The organism is Glutamicibacter endophyticus (assembly GCF_048457885.1).
GTDB lineage: Bacteria > Actinomycetota > Actinomycetes > Actinomycetales > Micrococcaceae > Glutamicibacter > Glutamicibacter endophyticus.
In genome coordinates this window covers 427,720-449,571 of sequence record NZ_CP174200.1, presented here as the reverse complement: position 1 = coordinate 449,571, position 21,852 = coordinate 427,720, and the positions used below count along the sequence as shown (strand labels likewise).

Genomic DNA, 21,852 nt, shown 5'->3' with positions numbered 1-21,852 from the left:
TGGGGAGGACACATGCCAGAAGGCGATTCGGTGTATCGGGCGACCGCGCGCCTACACGAGGCACTGGCCGGGGACCGCTTACGCGCCACGAGCTTCCGCGTGCCGCAACTGGCCACCACAGATCTGGCCGGATACACGGTGCACGAAGTGGTTCCGCGCGGTAAACACCTGCTGATCAGGATGCTCCCGGACGGTGATGGGCCCGGGCTTAGCCTGCATTCGCATCTGCTCATGGAGGGGCGCTGGGACCTGTATCGGCCCGGGGAGCGCTGGCGTAAACCGGCCCATACCGCCCGTGTGGTGCTAGAGACGCAGCGCACCCAGGCCGTAGGCTTCGATATCGTTCAAGTGCGACTGCTACCGACCGCCGACGAATCCGAGGTCGTCGGTCACCTGGGGCCCGACCTGCTTGACCCGGCCTTCGACGCACGGCGGGCGCTGGAGAATCTGCTCGGTACCGGTCAGCGGCCGATCGGCACAGCCCTGCTGGATCAACGGCTACTTGCCGGCATCGGCAATATCTACCGTTGCGAAACCCTCTTTCTGGCTCGGACCCACCCGCTATGCCCGGTGGATCGCGTCGGCGACCTGCCGGGCATGGTGGAGATTGCTCGCAAACTGCTTCAGGTCAACAAGGACCGCGGACGCCGGGTGACCACCGGTCTGGCGCGTACCCGTGAACCGTACTGGGTTTATGGCCGCGCGGGGCGCCCGTGCCTGCGCTGCGGCACCCGTATCGAGGCGCTGACCGTGGGCGATGAACAGAGCGCGCAGGAACGGACCTGCTACTTGTGCCCGCGGTGCCAACCGTTGCCGTAGCGGCTACTGAGACAAGATGTGGAACATCAGGTGGTCGCGCCACGTCCCGTTAATCTTCAAATATTGCGGGGTGACACCATAAAGCGTGAACCCGGCGCGTTTAAGCACCGCCTGTGAGGCCAGATTTTCCGGAAGTGTTTCGGCCTGCACCCGATGCAGCCCGAGCACGTCGAAGGCGAATCTCACGGCCTGATGAACCGCCTGCGAGGCATAGCCCCGACGCAACCGGTCGGCGCGCACCCAATAACTGATCGCACAGGACTGCAACGCCCCTCGAATCACCGAATTGAGGTTCAGCCTGCCCAGCAGCTCACCGTTCTCACCCACAATCACGAAGGGGTACTGTGAACCTAGCTCGTGGGACCGTAACGACTGGCGGATCAGTTCGCGCTGCCCCCGCTCGCTGAAGAAGGCCGGCTCGCGTAGCGGCTCCCACGGTTGCAAATGCTCCTTATTCGCTTGCAGCAGTTCACACAGCGCCTCGGCATCCGATTCGGCAATAATTCGAAGGCTCAGACTCATCCAGCGCCTTTCTCCGGGTAGCTCAACCGTTCTCTCTCGGCCCCAGCCTACGTGCCAGCGCCGCCGGATTTAAACGCGGTTGCGGATGCTGGGAGAATGAAACCATGGCAATGGCTTCCCCTCTCCCGGTGCGCAATGGCGTTAATGCCACCCGACTGCGGCTTCCCAGCAGCGGCCCGTGGCACACCGTCGCCGATTACCTACTCGAGCGTTTCGGTCACGTGGACCCCGAGGGGATTCTGCGCCGTTTCACCGACGGGGAGATCGTCGGCCTTGGCGGCAGCCCACTGACCGTGGATACGCCGCTGGGCGCTCACGAGTTTATTTGGTACTACCGCTCGCTTCCGGTCGAGACCCCGATTCCCTTTGAGGCGGCAATCCTGCACCACGACGAGCATCTGCTCGCCGTGGATAAGCCTCATTTTTTGCCAACGACTCCCGGGGGCCGCTTCATTCAGGAATCGGCACTCGTCAGATTGCGCAATCAGACAGGGATCGATGATCTGGTTCCGATGCATCGGCTCGACCGTGCCACTGCCGGCGTCATCCTCTTCGCGGTCAATCCTGAAACGCGCGGAGCCTATCAAACCCTGTTCGAACGCCGCGAAATCACCAAGCGCTATCAGGCGGTGGTGGCGCTTGAACCGCGCTCAGGGCTGGAAACAGGGGTGCGGTTACCGGACGAACTGCCCTCCCTCGAGCCGCACGAGCTGGGCGAGGTGCTCCAGCAAATGCCGTTGCGCTACGAAAACCGCATGTCCAAGGTCAAAGGCCAACTGCGCTCGGTGGTCGAACAAGGCACGCCCAATGCCAGCACCCTGATCTCCGTGGCCGCCCGCGGCCGTAGCGCCGGGCACTTCGCCGGAACCGACGTGGCGCTACTCGATCTGGACCCGCTGACCGGCAAAACCCACCAGCTACGTGTGCACCTTGCCAGTTTAGGATTAGGCATTATCAATGATGCCTTCTACCCGAGGCTGTGGGACTGGGCCGAGGATGACTACCGCCGCCCCCTGCAGCTTCTGGCCCGCAGCATTGCCTTCACCGATCCGCTGAGCGGAGAACGCCGCGAGTTCACCTCACACCGCACGCTCTGCGAGGCTCCCTCGAGCTAAGCGGGACTGTTCAGGGCGCGCTGGCGCGTCTAGGCTGTGGAACAAGTAACCCGTGGCCGAGGCGCAAGGTGGTACCGATGAGCGGTGAACGCGAGCAGAACCCGGAGCAAAGCAACCTGGCCGAACTCGTGGAGCAGGCACGCGACGCGATTCTCGCTGGGCGTCCCCGCGCGGTGCCCCTGCCCTATGCGGCCCCGGATCGGAGGGCCAATCCAGCCCCCGAGCCGGTCGACACGTACCGTCAGGCGACGGCGGTGGGCGCGGCGCTGCTACTGCTGATCACCGTCCTGGCATTCGGCCCGCAAGCCCAGCAACGCACCGGAAGCGACTTGCTCAACGACGCGACGATCCAACCGTGGCTCCTGGTGCTCCTGGCGGTAGCGGCCCTTGCCCATGCCGGATTCGGCTGGCTCAGCGCCCAGCGTAGTGCTCGACGACAGCGCGCGGCCACCCCTTATGCCATCGCCACCTGGGCGCTCCTTGCCGTGGCCCTGACCTTTGCCGCCGCGTTCTTGCCGCTACCGGCAACTGGGTTTGCAGTGTGCGCGACCATCAGCGCGTTACTGGCCATTCGACAGCTCAACCGCCACACCGCCCGGAGCTGGAACGAGCGAGTTCTCTGCGATGCTCCACTCGGGCTGGCGGCCGGCTACCTGCTCTTTCTCACGGCGCAATGGATCCTACCCATCTTGCCCGAACCGCTGTCCGAGAACGCATGGGCGGCGCTGGGCGTGGTCTTCCTGGCCAGCCTGGTAGCCACCTCGATTGCACATTCCGAACGGGGCCGTCACTCGGTGGCATTGGGCTTCACGCTACCGCTACTGCTCGCAGCGGTGATGGTGTTCCTGGATCATAGTGCCGGCTGGTGGCTAGGCCTCGGCTACGGACTACTAGCCATCGTGGTGGCGCTCAGCGCAGAAAATCGGCGCTACCAGATCAACCACGCCGAGCATCGTGCCCTACGTGGTGAAGAGCTAGATTTCTGACTACCGCGGAGCCATCCGAATGGCTCCGTCGAGTCGAATCACCTCACCGTTGAGCATGCTGTTCTCCACAATGTGCCGCACCAGCTGGGCGTACTCCGCCGGTTGCCCGAGTCGTGAGGGATGTGGCACCTGGGCGCCAAGGGAGTCCTGCGCCTCCTGCGGCAGGCCGGCCATCATGGGCGTGGAGAAGATTCCCGGGGCGATGGTCATCACGCGAATCTCATGTCGTGCTAGTTCACGAGCCAACGGCAAGGTCATCGACGCCACCGCGCCCTTGGAAGCCGCGTAGGCGGGTTGGCCGATTTGCCCATCGAAGGCCGCCACGCTGGCGGTATTGACGATTACCCCGCGCTCGGATCGGCCGTAACCATCGGAGAGCGCATCGAGTTCGCTCATGTTCTGGGCGGCACATCGAATCACGTTGAAGGTGCCGGTGACGTTCACGCGAAGCACTCGTTCGAATTTCTCCAAAGGCAACACTCCATCTCGTCCCAGAACCTTCCCGGGGGTCGCCACACCGGCGCAGTTGACCACCACACGTAGCGGCCCTAGCGCGGCCACCTGTTCGACGGCCGCCTCGACCTGCTCGGCATCGGCCACATCCACCGGGAAATAATGCACCGACTCGCCAATCTGTGCGGCCAACTGCTCACCGTCCTCCCGTGGCAGGTCAAAGACGGCGACGGTATTGCCGGCGCCAGCCAGCTCCGTGGCAGTCGCCCGCCCCAGGCCAGAAAGGCCTCCGGTAACGATGGCGGTAAATCCGGACAAGTTCATGGAAAAGCTCCTTTGCTCGTGTGCACCCGCCCCACCACAGGATCTGCCGCGGTGGGATGGCTCACAGCCAGCCTAGGTGCGCTCCTTGAAATTTTGAAGCAACGGTCCCCGCGACGCGCGGTAGGCTTCTGCTCATGAGCCTTATATTGGTCACCGGGGCAGCCCGCGGGATTGGAGCGGCGATCGCCCGAACGTTGGCCCAGTCGGGCTTTGATCTGATCGTTCACGCCCGACACCCCAGTAGCGAGGCCGAACAGGTCTGCGCCGACATAGCGGCGATGGGCCGCGCGGCCTATCTACGCTATGCCGACCTGAGCGACGCTCTGCAGCTACAAGAGCTCTTTACCAATATCCATGAGCTTGGCCCCCTGCATGGCTTGGTCAATAATGCCGGGGCGATTTCCTACAGCGGGCCGTTGAGGCAGGCCCCCGATGAAGCGATCAGCCGAGATCTTGCGCTCAATCTGACCGCACCCATCCAAATCACGAAATATGCGCTACAACGCATGGACCGTGGCGCGGTGATAGTTAACATCTCTTCGGTTGCGGCCGCCAGCGGGGCTCCCGGGGAATATGTGCATTACGCCGCGGCCAAGGCAGGCCTTGAAAGTTTCACTCTCGGTCTGGCCAAAGAACTCGCCCCAGAGGGTATTCGAGTCAACGCCGTGAGCCCGGGAACAATTCGCACCGGTTTCCACTTGGATCCGCAGCGGCCGGATCGTGTGGCGGAACGGATCCCGCTGGGGCGACCCGGAGAAGTCGAGGAAATCGCCGCTGCGGTGGACTGGTTCTTCAGCCCCGGAGCCACTTACGCCACCGGTAGCATTCTGCGCGTCGCGGGCGGGCTCTAAATATGCATATGTGAAAGGCCGCCGAGAGGTAGCACCTGTTCGGTGCGCCTCCCGGCGGCCCTCACCGTTGTCGAATGGGTTAGTGGTCGGCCGGTACGGCCCCCGGTTCGGAGGCCGGCTCAACTACGACTTTCTTTCCGCCCAGCATGGCCCCAAGGATCAAGACCGCGAGGCCGCAGGCCGCGGCGACGAAGAATCCGGCCGAGAACCCTTCGATACTCGCCTGTGGCTGCGGTATCCCGGCAGCCTGCTTGGCCGTCGTGCTGGCCGCCACCACGCCAACGACCAGCGCGGTGCCCAATGCTCCGCCGAGCTGCTGGAGCGTCGAGAGGACGGCAGAACCGTGAGAATGAAGTTCATGCGGCAGCGGGTTCAATGCGGTGGTGAAGGCGGGGGTGAAAATCAGTGCCATGCCCAGAGACATCACCAAGTGCATCACGATCAGAAGCCAGACGGCGGTCTCCGGCCCCAAGACCACCGCGTATCCCAGCAACACCAGGACCAGCAATGCGGCGCCAGGCACCACCAAAGGCGCGGGTCCGAACTTGTCGAATAGGCGACCGACCGTCGGGGCGAGCAGGCCCATGAGCAGACCGCCGGGCAACAGAATCAATCCGGTGGTCAGCGTCTCAAAGCCCAGGATATTGCTGAAGTACATCGGGAGCAGGATGATTACACCGAACAGCGCCACCATCGCGAAGATCATCAAAAGCAGACCCAGCGTGAAGGGGCGGTAGGTAAAGGGCCGCAGATCGAGTAGGGCTCGCTCGTTTCGTTGCAGGCGCGATTGCAGGAACGCGAAGGCCACCAGGCAGATCAGCGCACCGGCCAGAATCATGGCGTTCGACGCGTCGAAACCGGCCGCCGAGAGTCGGCTCAAGCCGTAGACCAGACCGCCGAAGCCGGGCACGGCCAACAGAAGCGAGACGAAGGACAGCGGTGCCCGCGATTCGCCGGGCTCGTTCCCAAGTCGCGGGGCACCAATCAGCAGGGCCAGGATCGCAATCGGTGCTACCGCGATGAACATGAAGCGCCACGACAGGAATTGCAGAATGAGTCCCGAGATCGTCGGCCCTACCGCCGGAGCCACCGAGATCACGATGGAGACATTTCCCATCAGTACGCCGCGACGTTCGGGCGGCACCAGATCAAGGATGGTGGTCATCAGCAACGGCATCATGATTGCCGTGCCCGAGGCCTGGATAACGCGAGCAATGAGCAGCACCGAGAAGCCCGGGGCCGCGGCAGCCAGAATCGTGCCGACGGTGAACAAGCCCATGGCCAGCATGAATGCCTTGCGGGTGCTGAGCTTCTGCAGCAGGAAGCCGGTGGTGGGGATCACTACCGCCATGGTGAGCATGAAGATGGTGGCCAACCACTGAATCGTGTCGGGGCTGACCGAAAATTCATGCATGAGCACCGGCAGCGCCACGTTCATGATCGTTTCATTCAGGATGACCACGAAGGTGGAAACGATCAATACGGTGATCGTCATCAGGCTTTGCGGACTTAACCGCTCGGTCGAGGTCGACATGTCCAGCTCCGCTTCAGGAAGGGATGAGCAAAATGGTGTGGCCGCAGACGCTCCACGAGTGATTGATAAATCTCTATCAATAGTAGCGATCCACCGAAGTGAGCACCAGCAAACGACGGGCGTCAAAAAAGTGAATTACGCGACACAATTAGCCGATTCGCGGATCTGCGGCGGCCATGTACCAAGATGGAGTTATGAACGTGCGCACACCCGATCCCTATCCCGGCTGGCTCAGCGAGGAGGACCTCTACGAGGCCCGCCAGCGCCTGCCGATGCTTTACGTTGAGGCCATTCCGGTGCGCTTGGACCCGCTGGGCTATGTCAACGAGGTCGGCCTCCTGTTGACCGCCGATCACTCGGGGCAGATGCGCCGCACCTTCGTCTCGGGTCGTGTGATGTACCGCGAAACCATTCGCGCTGCCCTCACCCGGCATATCGAAAAGGACTTGGGCACGATGGTGTTGCCCCAGCTACCGGCGAGCCCGGTGCCCTTCACCATCGCGGAATACTTCCCGGCCCCGAGCGAAACCGGACTGACCGACGATCGGCAACATGCGGTCTCGATGTGCTACATCGTGCCGGTACGTGGCGAGTCCTCACCACGCCAAGATGCCTTAGAACTCACGTGGCTTACCCCGGCCGAGGCGCTGAGCGAAGACATTCAATCGGAGTTTGCCGGCGGCCGCGAGAACATTCTGCGCCAAGCCATGGCGCACGTGGGCATCAACATTTAGGCCTTGCGGGCGCCGCCGCTAAGCGATCCCGTATTTCTTGCGTAGCGCCCGCCCGAGCAGGCTTCCCGCCACCACACCAAGCACGCCGATGCACGAACCGATCACGGTTTCGATGATGCGGTCATAAATGACCGCCCCGCCTAGACCGGTGCCCAAGGAAACACCCACGAGGGCCATCGGGGTGACGAAGATTTGTGCCAAGAAATAGTTGCGAAGCACGAACATCTCGGTCAGGAATTGGAAGCACCCTAAGGTGAGCACCAAGGCCCACAAGGGCGGGTTCAGCGGAATCAAGGCCAGCATGAAGATCATGCCAGCCAACGTTCCCAAGACACGATGCAACCCGCGACGCACGCGGTGGCGGGTGGTGTGCCCGGCCAAGGGCACCACGGCGGCGACCATTGCCCAGTAGGTATGACCCGCCGAGAGGTGTGGTGCGATGAGCGTGGCCGCTACCCCCGCGGCCCCTGCGGTGAGCACGTGGAAGAGGCCCTCCCACCAGATGGCTTGGCGAATGCGTGATGACAGTTTGGGAAGTTCGGTGCGTGCCCACGCTCCCGGACCGGCTCCCAGCGAACCCACCGCACCGAGCCCCAGGGCCAAAAGTATCGTTCCTCCGGCGGCCAGGAGTGCATCGACCATGGGCGCCTGCCGTGGGAGTGAGGCAATGGCCGCGAAGGCGAAAATGTGGAATAGCGAACCGGTCGGGCGCAGTTGCCACAGTCCCGAAACTACCGATCCAGCGCCCGCCACCACCGTGGTCAACCCGATGATTTGCCAGGCCGCTCCGCTCGGATCTGCCGCGTCAATCCAGTACTTGCTGGCCAGCATGGCCCCGAGAATCAGAATGAAAAACATCAGGCCAGAACGTGCTTGCATGCGTAGCCGATTCCAATACCCCGGCACACGGCCGTAGACGCCCGTGAAGGCACCAAACACCACGTAGACCATGAGGTCCAGGCGGCCGAGTAACAGCAGCAAAGTCAGTGGGGCAAAAATGCCCACCGCGGTACGTAGCGCGATCCAGTGGTCTTTCGTTGCTGGCCCCAGGGTGATCAGCGAACGCGCGAAGGGCTTTAGCGCATATTCAACCACTGGCAACCTCCACCTCAACACCGCAGACTCTTCAACCATTTTCGCGCCGACCTGCACGAATCGCTAGGACGCCGCTCACCGCTAGCTATCGTTTTCCTCACCCAGCCGCGCATACGGCACACTAGTAAGGTGTCCGAACAGACTTTTACCCCCAGCGAAACCCACCCGCGCCAGGCCGAATTCTCCTACGAAGTAGGTACACGACTGGTCGATTCCGAAGGCAACCCGACTCTTGGCCGAACCGGCACGATCACCACGCCGCACGGCACCATCAAGACTCCTGCCTTCATTGCCGTAGGTACCAAGGCCACGGTTAAGGCCGTGACTCCCGAGCAGGTCGCACAACTCGGGGCCCAAGCGGTTCTCGCAAACGCCTATCACCTCTACCTCCAGCCGGGCGCTGACTTGCTGGACGATGCCGGGGGCCTTGGCAAGTTCATGAACTGGGAGCACCCCACCTTCACCGACTCCGGCGGATTTCAGGTCATGTCGCTAGGCTCGGGGTTCAAGAAGGTCATCGATATGAAGTCGGTGGATAACTCCGGGCCCGATGATGCCGTGGCACCGGGCAAGGAACGCATGGCCAACGTCGACGAGGATGGTGTCTGGTTTAAGTCCCATCTCGACGGCACGCGCCACCGTTTCACTCCGGAGGTTTCGATGCAGGTGCAGCACCAGATCGGTGCCGACATCATGTTCGCCTTCGACGAGTTGACCACCTTGCAGAATTCTCGTGGCTACCAGGTTGAGTCCTTGGAACGTACGCGGCGCTGGGCACAACGTTGCATCGACGAGCACTTCCGGCTGACCGATACTCGCGTCGGCAAGGACTATCAGGCGCTCTTTGGCGTGATTCAAGGAGCCCAGTATGAAGACCTGCGGCGCAAGGCCTGCCGCGACCTCTCGCAAATGCCCTTCGACGGGTTCGGCATCGGTGGCGCCCTGGAAAAGGAGAATCTGGGAACCATTGTCGGCTGGTGCGCCGAGGAGCTTCCGGAAAACAAGCCACGGCACCTGCTGGGTATTTCGGAGCCGGATGACATCTTCACCGCAATTGAGAACGGCGCCGACACCTTCGATTGTGTTTCCCCGACCCGCGTGGCCCGTAACTCGGCGTTCTACACCCCGCACGGCCGTTTCAATCTCTCCGGGCAACGCTACAAGCGCGACTTCACGCCGCTGGCCGAAGGCTGCGGTTGCTACACCTGCGCACACTACACTCGGGCCTATATTCACCATCTCTACAAGGCCAAGGAACTGCTCAGCCACACGCTGATCTCAATCCACAACGAGTACTTCACCGTCAATCTGGTTGAGCGTGCCCGCCTTGCCATCGAGGACGGCACCTTCTATCAGCTCAAGGAGCAGGTACTTGCCGAGTACTACGCCGGTGGGCCGGATCCGCAGAACCCTCCGGCACGCTAAGTACGCAACGCTCCCAGCAGCGGCGGTAGCGATCTGAGCAGGCTCACCACCAGCGCGACCAGTAGCGCTGGTGGCGCGAGGCCCAGAAGCACCGCCGCGACGGGAAGCACCGCCACCAGCGCGCTGAGCAGTGGTGTCAGTTGCCGCATCGCCCACAGACCCATCGCCTCATCGTTGCCCGCCACCGTGAGCATTTCTTCCCAGTCGCGCATCGGTCGCCCGGCGTAGCCCAGCGCGCCAGCGGCGATGCCGGGGAGCAACGCGGCACAGGCCACCAACCACCACGGCAGCGTGCCGGCGGGCAGGATTCCCAGCATCGGGGCAACAAGAGCCCACACCACAACTACCGGCGCGCCAACGGCCAGAAGACCGTTCACCACCTCTCGGCGGATTTGTTGCTGTGGCAGGCCCAGTAGGCGGCTGAGCCCGGGCACCGAAATGAGTGGCCGCGCGCACGATCCCAACAGAAAACTCGCGCATGCCACCAGCACTAGGCTCGTGAGCAATAGCATCAGCGGATTCGCTGCCCCACGAACCACCAGGAACAACAGCACGCTCGTGGCGAGAAGAACCGCGGCCGGTCGCCAGCGCGCCGAGCGCCAGAGGCTCAATGTCAGGATCTGCGGTACCGGTGCCAACCGTGCCACGGGCCCGCGACGCCTCCTGCGCCCCGTCGGCCGCTCTTCTCCCAGCCCTGCCGCGAAATTTCGGATATCGAGCTGGCTGAGCGCGGCTACTAGCGAGCCCTGAAGGGCTCCGGACCGCGATAGCTCGAAACGACTGATCCGTTCCAGCCCGCTGCGCGTGGAGCCGACGGCCAGCAATGCCCCAAGCAGGACGAGGATTCCAATCAGCAGCCAGCTACCCGGAGCCGCCCATAGGTCAACGAGTCGGCTCGAGATTAGTGCGAGCAAGTGCCCGGCTCCCGCCATGGATCCTAACCACAGAAGTCCTAAGGTAGCGAGATAGCCGAGCGACACCCAGCGCAGGGTCCGACGCAGTGTGGTTCGGCGCCCGACGATCTGGGCCCGCATCGCAAGGCCTGCGAGCAAAGTGCCCAGCAACACGCTGGCCACCGACCCACCGAGCAGGGTCAGCGGATCGAAACTCGCCCCGCTCGCGATCAGCGCCACGTACCACAAGGCCCAAGTCAGAAACATGGCTCCGGCGCCAAGGCCGAGAGCCCGGCGGCGGCACGCACGCAGCAAGGCCCGCGACCGTTGCGGCAAGGTCATCACCCAGGTGGACTCGGCGGCGCTGATCGAACAGGGTCCAAGCCGCCGCAGGAGGTCCAGCACGCCGCACACCAGTAATGGGAAAAGCAGTGCAAGAGCCTGTGAAACCTCCAGTACCGCCGTCGGCAGGACGACGGAATCTGCTGCGGCCGATTGTAGAACATACAGCACCGCGTTGCTGGCCGATACGGCATAGGTGAAGAGAATCAGGACGGCTAAGACCCAGATATATCCGTCGGAAAAGCGATCAAAACGCTCCTGGGTACTGCGCCGTGCGCGCGCACGCCTGAAGATATCCTGTGGCTCGAAGTCTGTGCTGGCGACGGTCATGACACTCGGCCTTCGAGCCAGCGGGCACCGGATTCGGCGTCGAGCGCCCGGATGCTTCGCCCCTCGAGCAGCAGCACCTGCTGCAGTGATTGGCGGATCAATTGCGGGTCATGGCTCACCACTAGCAGCCCCACCCCGCGTGCATCGCGGAGCTCAGCCAGTCGATGGTAGAGCCGTTGCCGAATTTGGTAGTCGAGACGCTGCTCGGGCTCGTCGAATATGAGCAAACTTGCCGGACGTACCAAGGTCGAGGCCAAGAGAAGCCTGCGGCGTTGCCCCGAAGATAACTCGGCCGGCAAATGCTCGGCGACATCGGCAAGGGCGAAAAACTCCAGTTCGTGCTCGACTGCCCGTTCCCAGCGGGCTACCCGATGTCCGCGCGCCACTAGTTCCAGATGCTCGGCCACGGTCAGCTCTTCGAAGAAGGCGCCATCGTCGATTTGAACGGCGACCTGCCCACGCACCATGCGGTCGGCTTCCCGTAACGGCTCCCCGCGGTAATACACGCCGCCTGCCACCATTGGCTGAGCCCCAACCATCGTGCGTAGCAGGGTGGATTTACCGGATCCGTTGCTCCCGATGATGCCGTACCCGGTTCCGGGTTCCAGCACCGCCGTGACCGGTTCGCACAAGGCGCGTCCTGCGTAGCCAAATTCCAAAGAATCGAGCCGCAGGGCTACGTCGGTACTATCCATAGCGCTCACGCTACCAACGAGAGCGGGCGTGACACGTCGCTCGGTGTGCTGAACCGGTCCTACGACTTAAGGCTGAGTGGGCTCAACGTTGTAGCCGGGCTCGACTTTCTTGAACCAACGGATAACCAGCGCCGTAACTGGCACGAAGAGGACTTCAACGGCCGTCTTGTAGACGAACCCGACGACAACGTAGTTCAAGAAGGTACCTGCGTCTGCAATCCCCAGAACCGGTGCGGCCACCGAGCAGAAAATGACCGTATCCAGCAATTCCCCGACGCCACTGGATCCCACCAGACGACCGATCAGACCCCGCTCACCAAAGCGTTCCTTAAGCCGAACCAGCACCCAAGAATTGGTGAGCTGTCCGACGAGGAAACCCAGTCCGGAGGCTAGAACGATCTGCCACACCGGTCCGAGCGTGCGCTCAAGGGCTTCTTGGCCGTCGTAAAACTCTGCCGCGGGTAGCTGGATCATGATCCAGAAGCACACCACGGCAAAAATCGCGAGAGCGAATGTGGTGATGATCGAGCGCCGCGCCGCCTTCAGTCCGTACACCTCGGAGATCACATCGCCCAAGATGTAGGCCAGCGGGAACAGGAAGAACCCGCCGTCGGTGACCAGGGGTCCGATGATCACGCCCTTAGAGGCGCCGATGTTGGAGAGAATCACCACCGCTCCCATGAGGGTGAGCAAGGTGGAGAAGTACGCCGAACCCGGCGTAGCAAAACGTGCCCGCGAAGGCCGCGCGGACGGCATGGCGGTTTCAACGCCCATAAGAAAAGTCCTTGTCAAAGTGGTTCGCCAGGAATTGAGCCGAGTCGAAGCTCGCGTCAGTCACTTCCCGCTGTATTAGCACTTACCTGCCAAGTATCCCATGGTGTACGAGACACGCTTCCGTGAGGCGCTTCACGCCCAAATGGTATTTGAAAGGTCAAAGACCGCAAATTCAGCATCTCACTACGTATTCTTCGCACCAGCTAGTTGAACAATCGGTTTGGTCGGTGATGCGGTTCGCATGGACTCCAGTGGCCCACGCGCAATTTTTGAACGCGTTCAAAAAATGGCTAGACTGGGAAGACGAAAAGTCACGGGAAAGGGAGTTTGGATGCAGCCGTGCACCACCAAAGGGAAAGCGACTCGAGCGCACCTGTTGGATACCGCCCTAACCTGCTTCGCAGAGTCCGGCTATCGCGAATCCAGCATGCGCACTATTGCCCAGCGCGCCGGAGTCTCGTTGTCTCACGCGTACTACTACTTCGACTCCAAAGAGGCGATCGTGGGGCACCTATTGCTGAATTTGCGCACGGAGCAATATCGCCGATGCAAGGAGTTGCTCGGCGAAGGCAATACGCTTGAGGCCAATATTCGCATCGTGTTCAAGGAAGCGATCGAGGTGATGCGCCCCTATCACGACTTCGGGCCGGCCTTTATGCAGGTACTGCGTTCCGCGACTCAGGACGCGACCGACGCGCAGCGAGAGGGCATAGAACTTGCGTTATGGCGTCAAGTGGTTGACGAAGCCAGGCCCCTGCCGCCGTTGGGCATCCGAAAGGATCTACCGCGTTTCCTCTGGCTCGTTTCGCGCCAGTTGATGTCGGTGTGGGCCTACGACTCCTCCGAGACGCAACGCCGCTCCCGGGCGTTGGCCATAGCCTTGGCGCCGGTCATCGCAAAGTTTGCCGTGCTTTGCCGCCTGCCGGTGGTCCGTTCGCTGTTCACGGATGTCATGGAACTCATGGATTCCACCACCGGGACCGCAGAGCGCGATCCTTCCGAACGACTACAGGCCAAGGCTTCGTAACCTACGGTTCACCACATTTCTTGTGCTCGGTCATGGTGGGCGTAGAGTCTGAATGAAGGATCCCTTTTCCCACCACGGCAAGGAGTTGGATACACCATGGGCACAGCAGTGCGGCAACTTCCCGAATGGACCGCCGCCTATGCGCTTCTGCGCGATCGCATCGCGTCTTTTCCCGGCGAAGATCAGGTCCGCTCCGTAGATCAAGACGGTAACGACGCCGAAATTCTGCGTTACTGGCCGGCCGCGGACTGGACACCGCCTGCCGACGTACGCAGACTCATTCTCCTAGGGCCCGGCAACGACGGCAACACGCAATCCTTGCGTAGCGCGGGCTTCACCCCGCTGAGCACGATGACCTTGCTGGCGGCACAGCCAACCGACGTGGAACAGTCCGTGAAATTGGCTGAAACCTCTGTGCTCTTCGAAGCACCCATGGATCACTACGACGTTGTTGAGGTTGCCGATTTCGATCGCCCCGTGGCCCGCGGCCGGATGCATTATGGATCAACGTTCGGATTGATCTCGGACCCCGATCTTTTCGCGCCCAGTGACCCCGACACCGCACGGCGAGCAGTTATCGCTAGTTTTGCGGGGTCGGCCTTTGCCCATGGCCTACCTTGGATATTCTTAATTGCGTCCGAAGACCACGCCGAACACCTTGCGGAGGGTTGGTCTAAGGCCACGACGATCAGCATCTGGCAGCAGAGCTGACATCTGCCCTTCTCAAAAACGATTTTTGGAACAATGACTGAAAATATCACCGCCCCACGCCCAGCGTTCACCCTGACTATTGCCGGCTCGGAAGCTACCGGTGGAGCCGGAGCACAGGCAGACCTGAAAACCTTTCAGGAGCTCAACACCTACGGCATGGTCGCGCTGACCTGCATCGTGTCCTTTGATCCGAAGGATAACTGGAATCACCGTTTCGTCCCGGTGGAACCACAGGTCATCGCCGACCAGCTGGAAGCCATTCAGACCTGCTACTCCGGCAGCCTCGACACCGTGAAACTGGGCATGATGGGCTCTCCGGCCACGATCGATACGGTGGCAACCGCGCTGAAGTCTCAGTCATGGAAGAACATCGTGCTGGACCCGGTACTCATCTGCAAAGGTCAGGAGCCGGGGCACGCGTTGGACACTGATCAGGCCTTGAAGTCCCAGTTACTACCCCAGGCCACCTTTGTCACTCCCAATCACTTCGAAGCCGAGCAGCTCTCCGGCCTGAGCATCACGAACGAAGCCGAACTGATCGCCGCCGCCAAGAAGATCCACGAGGTCTCCGGTGCGGCCGTGCTCGCCAAGGGCGGAGTCCGCATCGAGGGCGAAGACGCCATCGACGTCTTCTACGATGGCGAAACCCTGGAGGTTCTACGCGAAAAGAAGATTGGCGACCTGGCGGTCTCGGGAGCCGGTTGCTCCTTGGCAGCCGCAATCACCGCAGAACTGGCCAAGGGCGCAGCTCCCCTGGAGGCCGCCCGCACCGCCAAGGCCTTCGTGACCGAGGGCATCCGTAACCGGGTCGCCGGACAGACCCCGTTCGACGCGCTGTGGCAGGGTGGACGCCGCAACTAGCACGACCACATGCCGCCGGCACTCGGCCTCCACCCCAGTGGACGTCGAGTGCTGGCAACGGACACAGGCAACGCGCGAGGCGCGGTGCGGTCTCAGTTACCAGATAGGCCAGTGACAACTCAGTCGACTTTATTGCTGGGCTTGGCGTCTGCGCTGTATTTTCATTGCGCAGAAATGAATCATCGCGATACTCACCGCGGCAAAGGCCCCAAGCACCCAAGGGTTTATCGAGGTCACGCACGCCAGCGTTCCGAAAATAGCGGTCGGCAATAACCACCCATATGCTCGTACGACGTTCACCGGCATCATTCCTCGTTCGTTTTGATCTGTCGCCACACGCTCACCCAAACCGCGCAGGAGTGCGCATTAGCTTGGCTCATAGCCGTACATGCCCAGAGGCGGAGAATCTCAACACCAGTCCGTGAGCAGTTAGCCGTCGCCTTGCTCGCTGAAACCTGCTCGGTGCCACGCATGACTTAAGTACATTATCTATGAAGCTTTGAAGAAGAGCTGGCGCATCGCAGTGCCTCAGTATCCCCCTCCATCCCGCTAAGGCCTATTGAGTCCCACTCAGCCGCAACTCACGCTAAGTACATGGCTGCTGTATTTTCCCTCACCATACGCCCGATAGCCGCGACTCATTTGCTACGATAATTTCCGTAGGCACCACCGGTGCCGCCACGTACGACAGAAGCTATGAGCGCATGGATGAGCGCGGGAAAGTGAGGTGGCCGCAATGGCCTGCTTGAACCTCTGCCCGTTCGTCTCCGTGGCGGACGGGGTTGCACGCTAGAAATCAGACTCCGCATATCGCGGCGTCTGCGGCGTCGTGCTCCGCAAAGCATAGATTGGCTCGCGCCCGGGGACATCTCTCGATGAATTTTCCTTCCCTTTTCGCGCCCTAAATTAGGAGCCAGCTCATGCAGCCACTGTCCGAAAAAACCATCCGTTCGTCATTCATCAACGCCAGCCGCCAAGAGGCAAAGAAGCTCAATCTCCCCGAAAACTTCAATGAGATCGACTGGGAGAACATCGAGTACCTCGGTTGGCGTGATCCCAAGATGCCGCAACGCGGCTATCTGCTATTCACCGATGCCCAGGGCACCACTCGCGGATTGCTGATGCGCACGAGCAACGCCACGCGCCGTCCCGGCAGTGTGGCAATGTGCGAGATGTGCCGCGACGTCACCCTGCCCTGCCCCGTCGTACTCTTTTCCACCCGCCGCGCTGGCCAGGCCGGGCGCGAGGGTGACACGCTGGGCACGATGATCTGCAGTGAATTTCAGTGCTCCGCCAATGTGCGCGTGGCACCGCCCAAGGACCCCATCAACCCCGATCCGATGCTCGTTGTCGCCCAGCGGATAGCCGAGCTCCCAGTACGGGTAGATGCCTTCATCCGACGGGTCCTCGGTGAATCTACTGTGAAGTAATAAAGACGCTTTCGAATCTGAAAGTTCACTGCACGTTTCATTGCCCCGGCGGGCAGGGTTCCCCCTCAGCTCCGGGGAAGAAATATGAAAAAAATCCGGCAGGCTTCTAGCCTTCCGGATTTTTTATTCAACAACCCCTTGATATGTGGGCCGGCTCACCTAAGATTTCATAACTAGGGAGCGGGCGCCAGCGGACGCCCACCCCGGATCATCGTCGTCAGCTCGCGCCGCGCCGTGATTCACCGTGCCCCTGCAGGCTCGGTCGTCCTCCGCCATCCAGCTTGAGCTAGGAGCATCATGGTCACTGAGCGCAATCAAAGATTGCCGCGCCGCATCCTGGGGGCCACCAGCGCGTTGGCGTTGGCCGTCACCATGGCCGCACCCGCCATTGCTGCGGACGTCCCGCGGCCCTCGGAGGGACAGAACGCAGCATCACTGCCGATTTCCACGCCCCAGTCACTATCCGAACGCAAGGTCTCTGCCCCGTTGGCTAAGGCCAGCGGAGAAGTCTCGGTCTTCGTACAGCTCGAAGGAGACGGTGCATTCGAGAGCGTGAAGAAGAGCGGGAAGTCCAAGGACACCGCCAAGGTCAAAAACATTCGTGCCAAGGTCAAGGGCAAGAGTAAGGAACTCGCCGCGAAGGCAAAGTCCAAGGTCCTCTACACCACGCACAACACGGTGCAGGGTGTTGCGCTGACCGGTGACGCGGATGATCTGCGCGCCCTGGCCAAGCGCTCCGATGTGAAGAAGATCAGCGCGATCGTGCCGAAGAAGCCGTCCAACCGCGGCGGCGTGATCGACACCGAAGCATTGAAGAGCTGGACCGAACTCGACAAGACCGGTGAAGGCGTAAAGATCGCCGTGCTCGATACGGGCATCGACTACACACACGCAGACTTCGGTGGCCCCGGCACCCTCGAGGCCTACAAGGAAGCCCAAGCATCCGAGGAACTGCCCAGTGCAGATTCCGGACTACGTGATGCGAATAAGTTCATCGGTGGTTGGGACCTCGTCGGCGACGACTACAACGCCAACCCGGACTCCGACGATTACCAGCCAGTGCCGCACCCAGACCCGAATCCCTTGGATTGCCAAGCGGCCGGTCACGGTTCACATGTTGCAGGCACCGCCGCCGGTTACGGCGTGAATGCCGACGGTAGCACCTTCACCGGCGATTACTCCGGGCTCGATGCAGAATCCGTTGCTGACATGAAGATCGGCCCGGGTACGGCTCCGCAGGCCCAGCTGATCGGCATCCGTGTCTTCGGTTGCGGCGGCTCCTCCTCCGTGGTGGGTCAGGCACTGGACTACGTACTTGACCCCAACGGTGACGGCGACTTCTCCGACCGTGCCGATGTCGTGAACATGTCCCTCGGTTCGGATCACTCCCCCACCGAAGATCCCGAAAATGACATCGTCGACGAGCTGACCAAGGCCGGCATCCTCTCGGTGGTCGCCTCGGGTAACGCCAGCGACGTAACGGATGTGGGCGGCTCCCCCGGTAACTCCCGTAGTTCGCTGACCGTGGCAAACTCGGTGGGTTCACAGGTCACCTTGGATGGTATCGAGGTCAACGCACCGGCTGACCTGGCAGGTAAGGTCGCCGGTCAGTACACCGCGAACTTCAATGTCACCAACGCCGACCCCGCCCAGCTTTCGGGAGCCGTGGTCATGGCTCCAAGCGACAACGCTTTTGGTTGCGAACCATTCGAGCCCGGCTCCCTTGACGGCAAGTGGGTCTGGCTGACCTGGAGCGAAAACGGCGAATTCCCCTGTGGCTCGATGGGTCGCTTCAACAACGCTGAGGCCGCCGGCGCAACCGGTGTGATTCTGGATTCCGAGACCAACCTGTTCAGCTCCGGTATTGCTGGTAACGCCACGATCCCTGGCGCGCAGCTGACCTTGGATAACTCCAACAAGCTCCGCCCAGCCGCCGAGGCCGGCACCTTGCAGGTCACTCTCGATCCGGAACTTGTCGGCGCCGTCTCGGGCGATTCGGGCGCCAAGGACGCGCTGAACTCGTCGTCCTCCCGTGGTGTCCACGGCAGCAATGGTGTCGTAAAGCCCGACGTGGCCGCACCGGGTACCCAGATCGGCTCGGCCGGCGTGGGTACCGGTAACGGGCCGGCCGTCATGTCCGGTACCTCGATGGCAACCCCCATGGTCGCCGGTGTAGCCGCCCTGGTTCTGCAGGGTAGCGACTACACTCCCGAGCAGGCCAAGAGCCTGATCATGAACACCGCGGCTGCCGATGTTATTGCCGATCACGGTGAGGTCTTCGGCCCGAACCGGGTCGGCTCGGGTCGTGTCATGGCCGCCGCCGCCATTAACTCGCCGGTGTATGCGTTCGATTCGGAAGCTCCGGATCTGACCTCCGTCGTGTTCGGTGTGACCGAGCTCAGTGGCAAGAAGGCGTTCACCGCTACTCGTGAGATCACCGTGGTGAACACCTCCGACGAAGAGCAGAGCTACGACGCCGAGTACCTTTCGGCAACGCAGATTCCTGGCGCTTCGATCACTCTGGATCGCCAGAGCGTGACGGTTCCGGCCGGTGGCGAGGCGAAGCTTCAGGTTACCTTGACGGTCGACCCGAGCAAGTGGGAGAAGACCATGGATCCGACCATGGAGGCTGCACAGTCGGGTATCGCCCGTGCGTGGCTGGCCGATGTAACCGGCCGTGTACAGCTGACCAGCGACTCGGCCCCGACGCTTCGCGTTCCGGTGCAGGCTGCCCCGAAGCTGGCCGCCGACATGTCCGGCAAGCTCAAGAAGCTAAAGAAGGGGTCGAACAGCACCACCCTGTCGCTAAAGGGCAAGGACATTCAGGTTGGCTCCGAGGCCACCAGCGTCACCTCGCTGCTCGGTGCATTCGAATTGGGCGCCTCCAGCCCACGCGGTGATGACATGCTCGATAGCATCCCGGTGGCGCGCGCCATGGATCTGAAGTATGTAGGTGCTTCTTCGACCCAGCCACGCACCGGCGTGGACGAAGGAACCCTGAACATCGGCGTGGCCACCTGGGAAAACTGGGCCCACCTCGCCGGTGCCACCGAACTGGATGTCGAAATCGACGTGGATAAGGATGGCAAGGCCGACTTCGTCTCCTTCACCACCACCCTCTCGGACATCGACCTTGACCTAGTGGCCACCTACGATCTGGCCACCGGTGAACAGGTCGACCTGCAGCCGGTCAACGGCGTACTGGGCGATGTTGATACCAACACCTTCGACACCAACACCGCGATCCTTCCGGTATCGCTGGCAGCGCTGGGTCTGGACGGGCACTCCGGTGACATCTCCTACCGCGTGATGTCCTACACCTGGTACCACACCGACCCCGAAGGCGGGCTCGTCCCGGTCGACACCACCGACTGGATCGATTTCAACACCACAGAGCCGCAGGTGGACTTCGGAGGCTCCGGCGCCGTGTTTACCGACCTGAAGGGCACCAACATTCCGGTGACCGTCGCGGACACCTCGGTGGCCTCCGACGCGCTGCTGCTGCACCTGCACAATGGCACGGATGAAAAGGCTCAGGTACTCCGGGTGACCAAGGGTAAGTAACCTACGGCTCCCCTTGGGGTAACTGAAAGAAACGACCCGCTCGGGTCAGCGCGTTGCGAGTACGTGCTGGCCCGGGCGGGTTATTCTTTGCCCTTTTCCAGCTTTGCGGTCAGCGCGACCGTAACCGCATCTTCCAGCCGCTGCGCGAACTGTTCATCGGTATCGGCCTGCTTGACCAGTGCGTTGATCATGGTCCGGGATTTTTCCGCATCGACACACAACGGCAGGGTGCCACCGGCATCAATGAACCGTACAGCCCGTTCCCCGACCGGCACCGAGGCAACCTGTTTCGCTTCACACAGATCATCGGAGATCACCACCCCGTCATATCCGAGCTTCTCACGCAGTAGACCCTGAATGAGCGCCCGGGAGAACGGCGCATCATTTTTCTTGTCGATCCGCGTATAGCGAGCATTGGCGACCATCACCCATGCCTGCCCTTGCTCAATGGCATGTACGAAGGGCCGCAGCGACTCACTGTCACCGCTGGTGGCCGTGTCGGTCACCGACGCGGTGGTGTCGGTGTTCCCCCGAACATTTCCAAGACCCGGGAAGTGTTTGACGACCGGCTGTACACCCTGCCCGGATAGCGCCTGATTAACCGTCCGAATCGACTCGGTCACGCTCTCAAGGCTGGAACCATAGTTCCGCGAAAAGTACCCAATGGGTGCGTTGGCACGACCCAACGCGGGGTCAACAACATCGGCAACCGGGGCGAGATTGACGTTCACACCGGCTTTCTGCAGTTCCTTGGCTACGCTGCGCCACGTGCTATCTAGCCGCTGTGTAGACCATTTCGCCTGGGTCACCGCGGTCGGCAAGTCGCTAAACCCGCTACCCTGAAGCACCCGGACGTAGCCTCCCTCTTGATCCGTGGCCACCCAGGCGTCCAAACCCTCAGGGGAATTGGCAGATAACGCACTACGTAATTGCCCGGTCACCGCCGCGGTCTGTTTCACCGACAGTTTGCTCCGGCCACGCAGGAACACATTCGCGACCCCTGCCTTGGACAGTGACTTCAACGTCGCCTTCGTGGCACCGGTGGCTTCGACACCAGCCACGACCAGCTGGCCGGCTTGTTCCCGGGAAGACATCTGCGCGGCCAGCCGTGCTGCACGTTGCGCTTCGGTGCTGGGCTCGGTCGATGGAACAGGTGCCGTCGGCTCTGGGGACGTCGCCGACCTCGACGGTTCAGCGGACGTGGGATCCGTCGACGACGGGGCTGTCGGGCTCTGTGGCGCTCCGCTGCTCCCGGTCGGCGTCGTTGCTTGCGGCCCTTCACTAGGCCCGCACCCGGTGGCCACTAGCAACAATGACCCGACAAGTAGCGGGGATACCAGCTTGAGCAGAGGCGACTTCATGCTCTC

The 21,852-nt window shown here is 61.9% G+C and carries 19 protein-coding genes; 11 read left to right on the top strand and 8 right to left on the bottom strand.

What is annotated here, in order from left to right; genetic code table 11:
- The first annotated feature begins 12 nt into the window (after positions 1 to 12).
- The gene (locus tag ACJD00_RS02225) at positions 13 to 819 is read left to right on the top strand and encodes a DNA-formamidopyrimidine glycosylase family protein (protein ID WP_418908310.1); all 807 of its coding nucleotides are present in this window, start codon (positions 13 to 15) and stop codon (positions 817 to 819) included.
- A gap of 3 nt (positions 820 to 822) precedes the next feature.
- Here ACJD00_RS02225 and ACJD00_RS02220 read toward each other — a convergent pair whose 3' ends face one another.
- On the bottom strand, positions 823 to 1,341 hold the full coding sequence (locus ACJD00_RS02220) for a GNAT family N-acetyltransferase (RefSeq protein WP_418908309.1): 519 nt from the start codon (positions 1,339 to 1,341) through the stop codon (positions 823 to 825).
- A 104-nt stretch (positions 1,342 to 1,445) separates the two neighbouring features.
- Here ACJD00_RS02220 and ACJD00_RS02215 point away from each other — a divergent pair, with 104 nt between their 5' ends.
- Both ACJD00_RS02215 and ACJD00_RS02210 read left to right on the top strand, forming a co-directional pair.
- Positions 1,446 to 2,456: a pseudouridine synthase gene (locus tag ACJD00_RS02215; protein WP_418908308.1), complete on the top strand. Its 1,011-nt coding sequence runs from the start codon at positions 1,446 to 1,448 to the stop codon at positions 2,454 to 2,456.
- Positions 2,457 to 2,533: 77 nt separating this feature from the next.
- The gene (locus ACJD00_RS02210) at positions 2,534 to 3,442 is read left to right on the top strand and encodes a hypothetical protein (RefSeq protein WP_418908307.1); all 909 of its coding nucleotides are present in this window, start codon (positions 2,534 to 2,536) and stop codon (positions 3,440 to 3,442) included.
- Here ACJD00_RS02210 and ACJD00_RS02205 read toward each other — a convergent pair whose 3' ends face one another.
- Positions 3,443 to 4,219, bottom strand: a complete 777-nt coding sequence (locus tag ACJD00_RS02205; RefSeq protein WP_418908306.1) for a 3-hydroxyacyl-CoA dehydrogenase — start codon at positions 4,217 to 4,219, stop codon at positions 3,443 to 3,445.
- A 134-nt stretch (positions 4,220 to 4,353) separates the two neighbouring features.
- Here ACJD00_RS02205 and ACJD00_RS02200 point away from each other — a divergent pair, with 134 nt between their 5' ends.
- Positions 4,354 to 5,070 carry an SDR family NAD(P)-dependent oxidoreductase gene (locus tag ACJD00_RS02200; RefSeq protein ID WP_418908305.1) on the top strand — a complete coding sequence of 239 codons (717 nt, stop codon included), beginning with the start codon at positions 4,354 to 4,356 and terminating at the stop codon, positions 5,068 to 5,070.
- A gap of 79 nt (positions 5,071 to 5,149) precedes the next feature.
- On the opposite strand, the gene ACJD00_RS02195 is transcribed toward ACJD00_RS02200, so the two are convergent.
- On the bottom strand, positions 5,150 to 6,604 hold the full coding sequence (locus ACJD00_RS02195; RefSeq protein WP_418908304.1) for a DHA2 family efflux MFS transporter permease subunit: 1,455 nt from the start codon (positions 6,602 to 6,604) through the stop codon (positions 5,150 to 5,152).
- Positions 6,605 to 6,798: 194 nt separating this feature from the next.
- Here ACJD00_RS02195 and ACJD00_RS02190 point away from each other — a divergent pair, with 194 nt between their 5' ends.
- Positions 6,799 to 7,338 carry an NUDIX hydrolase family protein gene (locus ACJD00_RS02190; RefSeq protein ID WP_309408979.1) on the top strand — a complete coding sequence of 180 codons (540 nt, stop codon included), beginning with the start codon at positions 6,799 to 6,801 and terminating at the stop codon, positions 7,336 to 7,338.
- Between the two features lie 18 nt (positions 7,339 to 7,356).
- On the opposite strand, the gene ACJD00_RS02185 is transcribed toward ACJD00_RS02190, so the two are convergent.
- Positions 7,357 to 8,433, bottom strand: coding sequence for an FUSC family protein (locus ACJD00_RS02185; RefSeq protein WP_418909288.1), 1,077 nt, complete (start codon positions 8,431 to 8,433; stop codon positions 7,357 to 7,359).
- 129 nt (positions 8,434 to 8,562) lie between these two features.
- Here ACJD00_RS02185 and tgt point away from each other — a divergent pair, with 129 nt between their 5' ends.
- The gene (tgt, locus tag ACJD00_RS02180) at positions 8,563 to 9,858 is read left to right on the top strand and encodes a tRNA guanosine(34) transglycosylase Tgt (protein WP_418908303.1); all 1,296 of its coding nucleotides are present in this window, start codon (positions 8,563 to 8,565) and stop codon (positions 9,856 to 9,858) included.
- Here the strand turns inward: tgt and ACJD00_RS02175 are convergent.
- The 3 genes from ACJD00_RS02175 to ACJD00_RS02165 form a co-directional block, all read right to left on the bottom strand.
- Positions 9,855 to 11,423, bottom strand: coding sequence for a DUF6297 family protein (locus ACJD00_RS02175; RefSeq protein ID WP_418908302.1), 1,569 nt, complete (start codon positions 11,421 to 11,423; stop codon positions 9,855 to 9,857). The genes tgt and ACJD00_RS02175 overlap by 4 nt on opposite strands.
- Entirely contained in the window at positions 11,420 to 12,118 is a 699-nt protein-coding gene (locus ACJD00_RS02170) for an ABC transporter ATP-binding protein (protein WP_418908301.1), read from the bottom strand. The genes ACJD00_RS02175 and ACJD00_RS02170 overlap by 4 nt, the downstream gene beginning before the upstream one ends.
- Before the next feature lie 66 nt (positions 12,119 to 12,184).
- Positions 12,185 to 12,892: a queuosine precursor transporter gene (locus ACJD00_RS02165; protein ID WP_418908300.1), complete on the bottom strand. Its 708-nt coding sequence runs from the start codon at positions 12,890 to 12,892 to the stop codon at positions 12,185 to 12,187.
- A 331-nt stretch (positions 12,893 to 13,223) separates the two neighbouring features.
- Here ACJD00_RS02165 and ACJD00_RS02160 point away from each other — a divergent pair, with 331 nt between their 5' ends.
- From ACJD00_RS02160 to ACJD00_RS02140, 5 genes are all read left to right on the top strand, one after another.
- On the top strand, positions 13,224 to 13,919 hold the full coding sequence (locus tag ACJD00_RS02160) for a TetR/AcrR family transcriptional regulator (protein WP_418908299.1): 696 nt from the start codon (positions 13,224 to 13,226) through the stop codon (positions 13,917 to 13,919).
- A gap of 96 nt (positions 13,920 to 14,015) precedes the next feature.
- Positions 14,016 to 14,630, top strand: coding sequence for a hypothetical protein (locus ACJD00_RS02155; protein WP_418908298.1), 615 nt, complete (start codon positions 14,016 to 14,018; stop codon positions 14,628 to 14,630).
- A 33-nt stretch (positions 14,631 to 14,663) separates the two neighbouring features.
- On the top strand, positions 14,664 to 15,491 hold the full coding sequence (gene thiD / locus ACJD00_RS02150; RefSeq protein WP_418908297.1) for a bifunctional hydroxymethylpyrimidine kinase/phosphomethylpyrimidine kinase: 828 nt from the start codon (positions 14,664 to 14,666) through the stop codon (positions 15,489 to 15,491).
- A gap of 920 nt (positions 15,492 to 16,411) precedes the next feature.
- A complete protein-coding gene (locus ACJD00_RS02145) occupies positions 16,412 to 16,921 on the top strand; it encodes an FBP domain-containing protein (protein ID WP_418908296.1) in 510 nt (169 codons plus the stop codon).
- 297 nt (positions 16,922 to 17,218) lie between these two features.
- Positions 17,219 to 20,485, top strand: coding sequence for a S8 family serine peptidase (locus ACJD00_RS02140; protein WP_418908295.1), 3,267 nt, complete (start codon positions 17,219 to 17,221; stop codon positions 20,483 to 20,485).
- A gap of 80 nt (positions 20,486 to 20,565) precedes the next feature.
- Here ACJD00_RS02140 and ACJD00_RS02135 read toward each other — a convergent pair whose 3' ends face one another.
- Entirely contained in the window at positions 20,566 to 21,846 is a 1,281-nt protein-coding gene (locus ACJD00_RS02135) for a glycoside hydrolase family 3 N-terminal domain-containing protein (RefSeq protein ID WP_418908294.1), read from the bottom strand.
- Positions 21,847 to 21,852 lie beyond the last annotated feature (6 nt).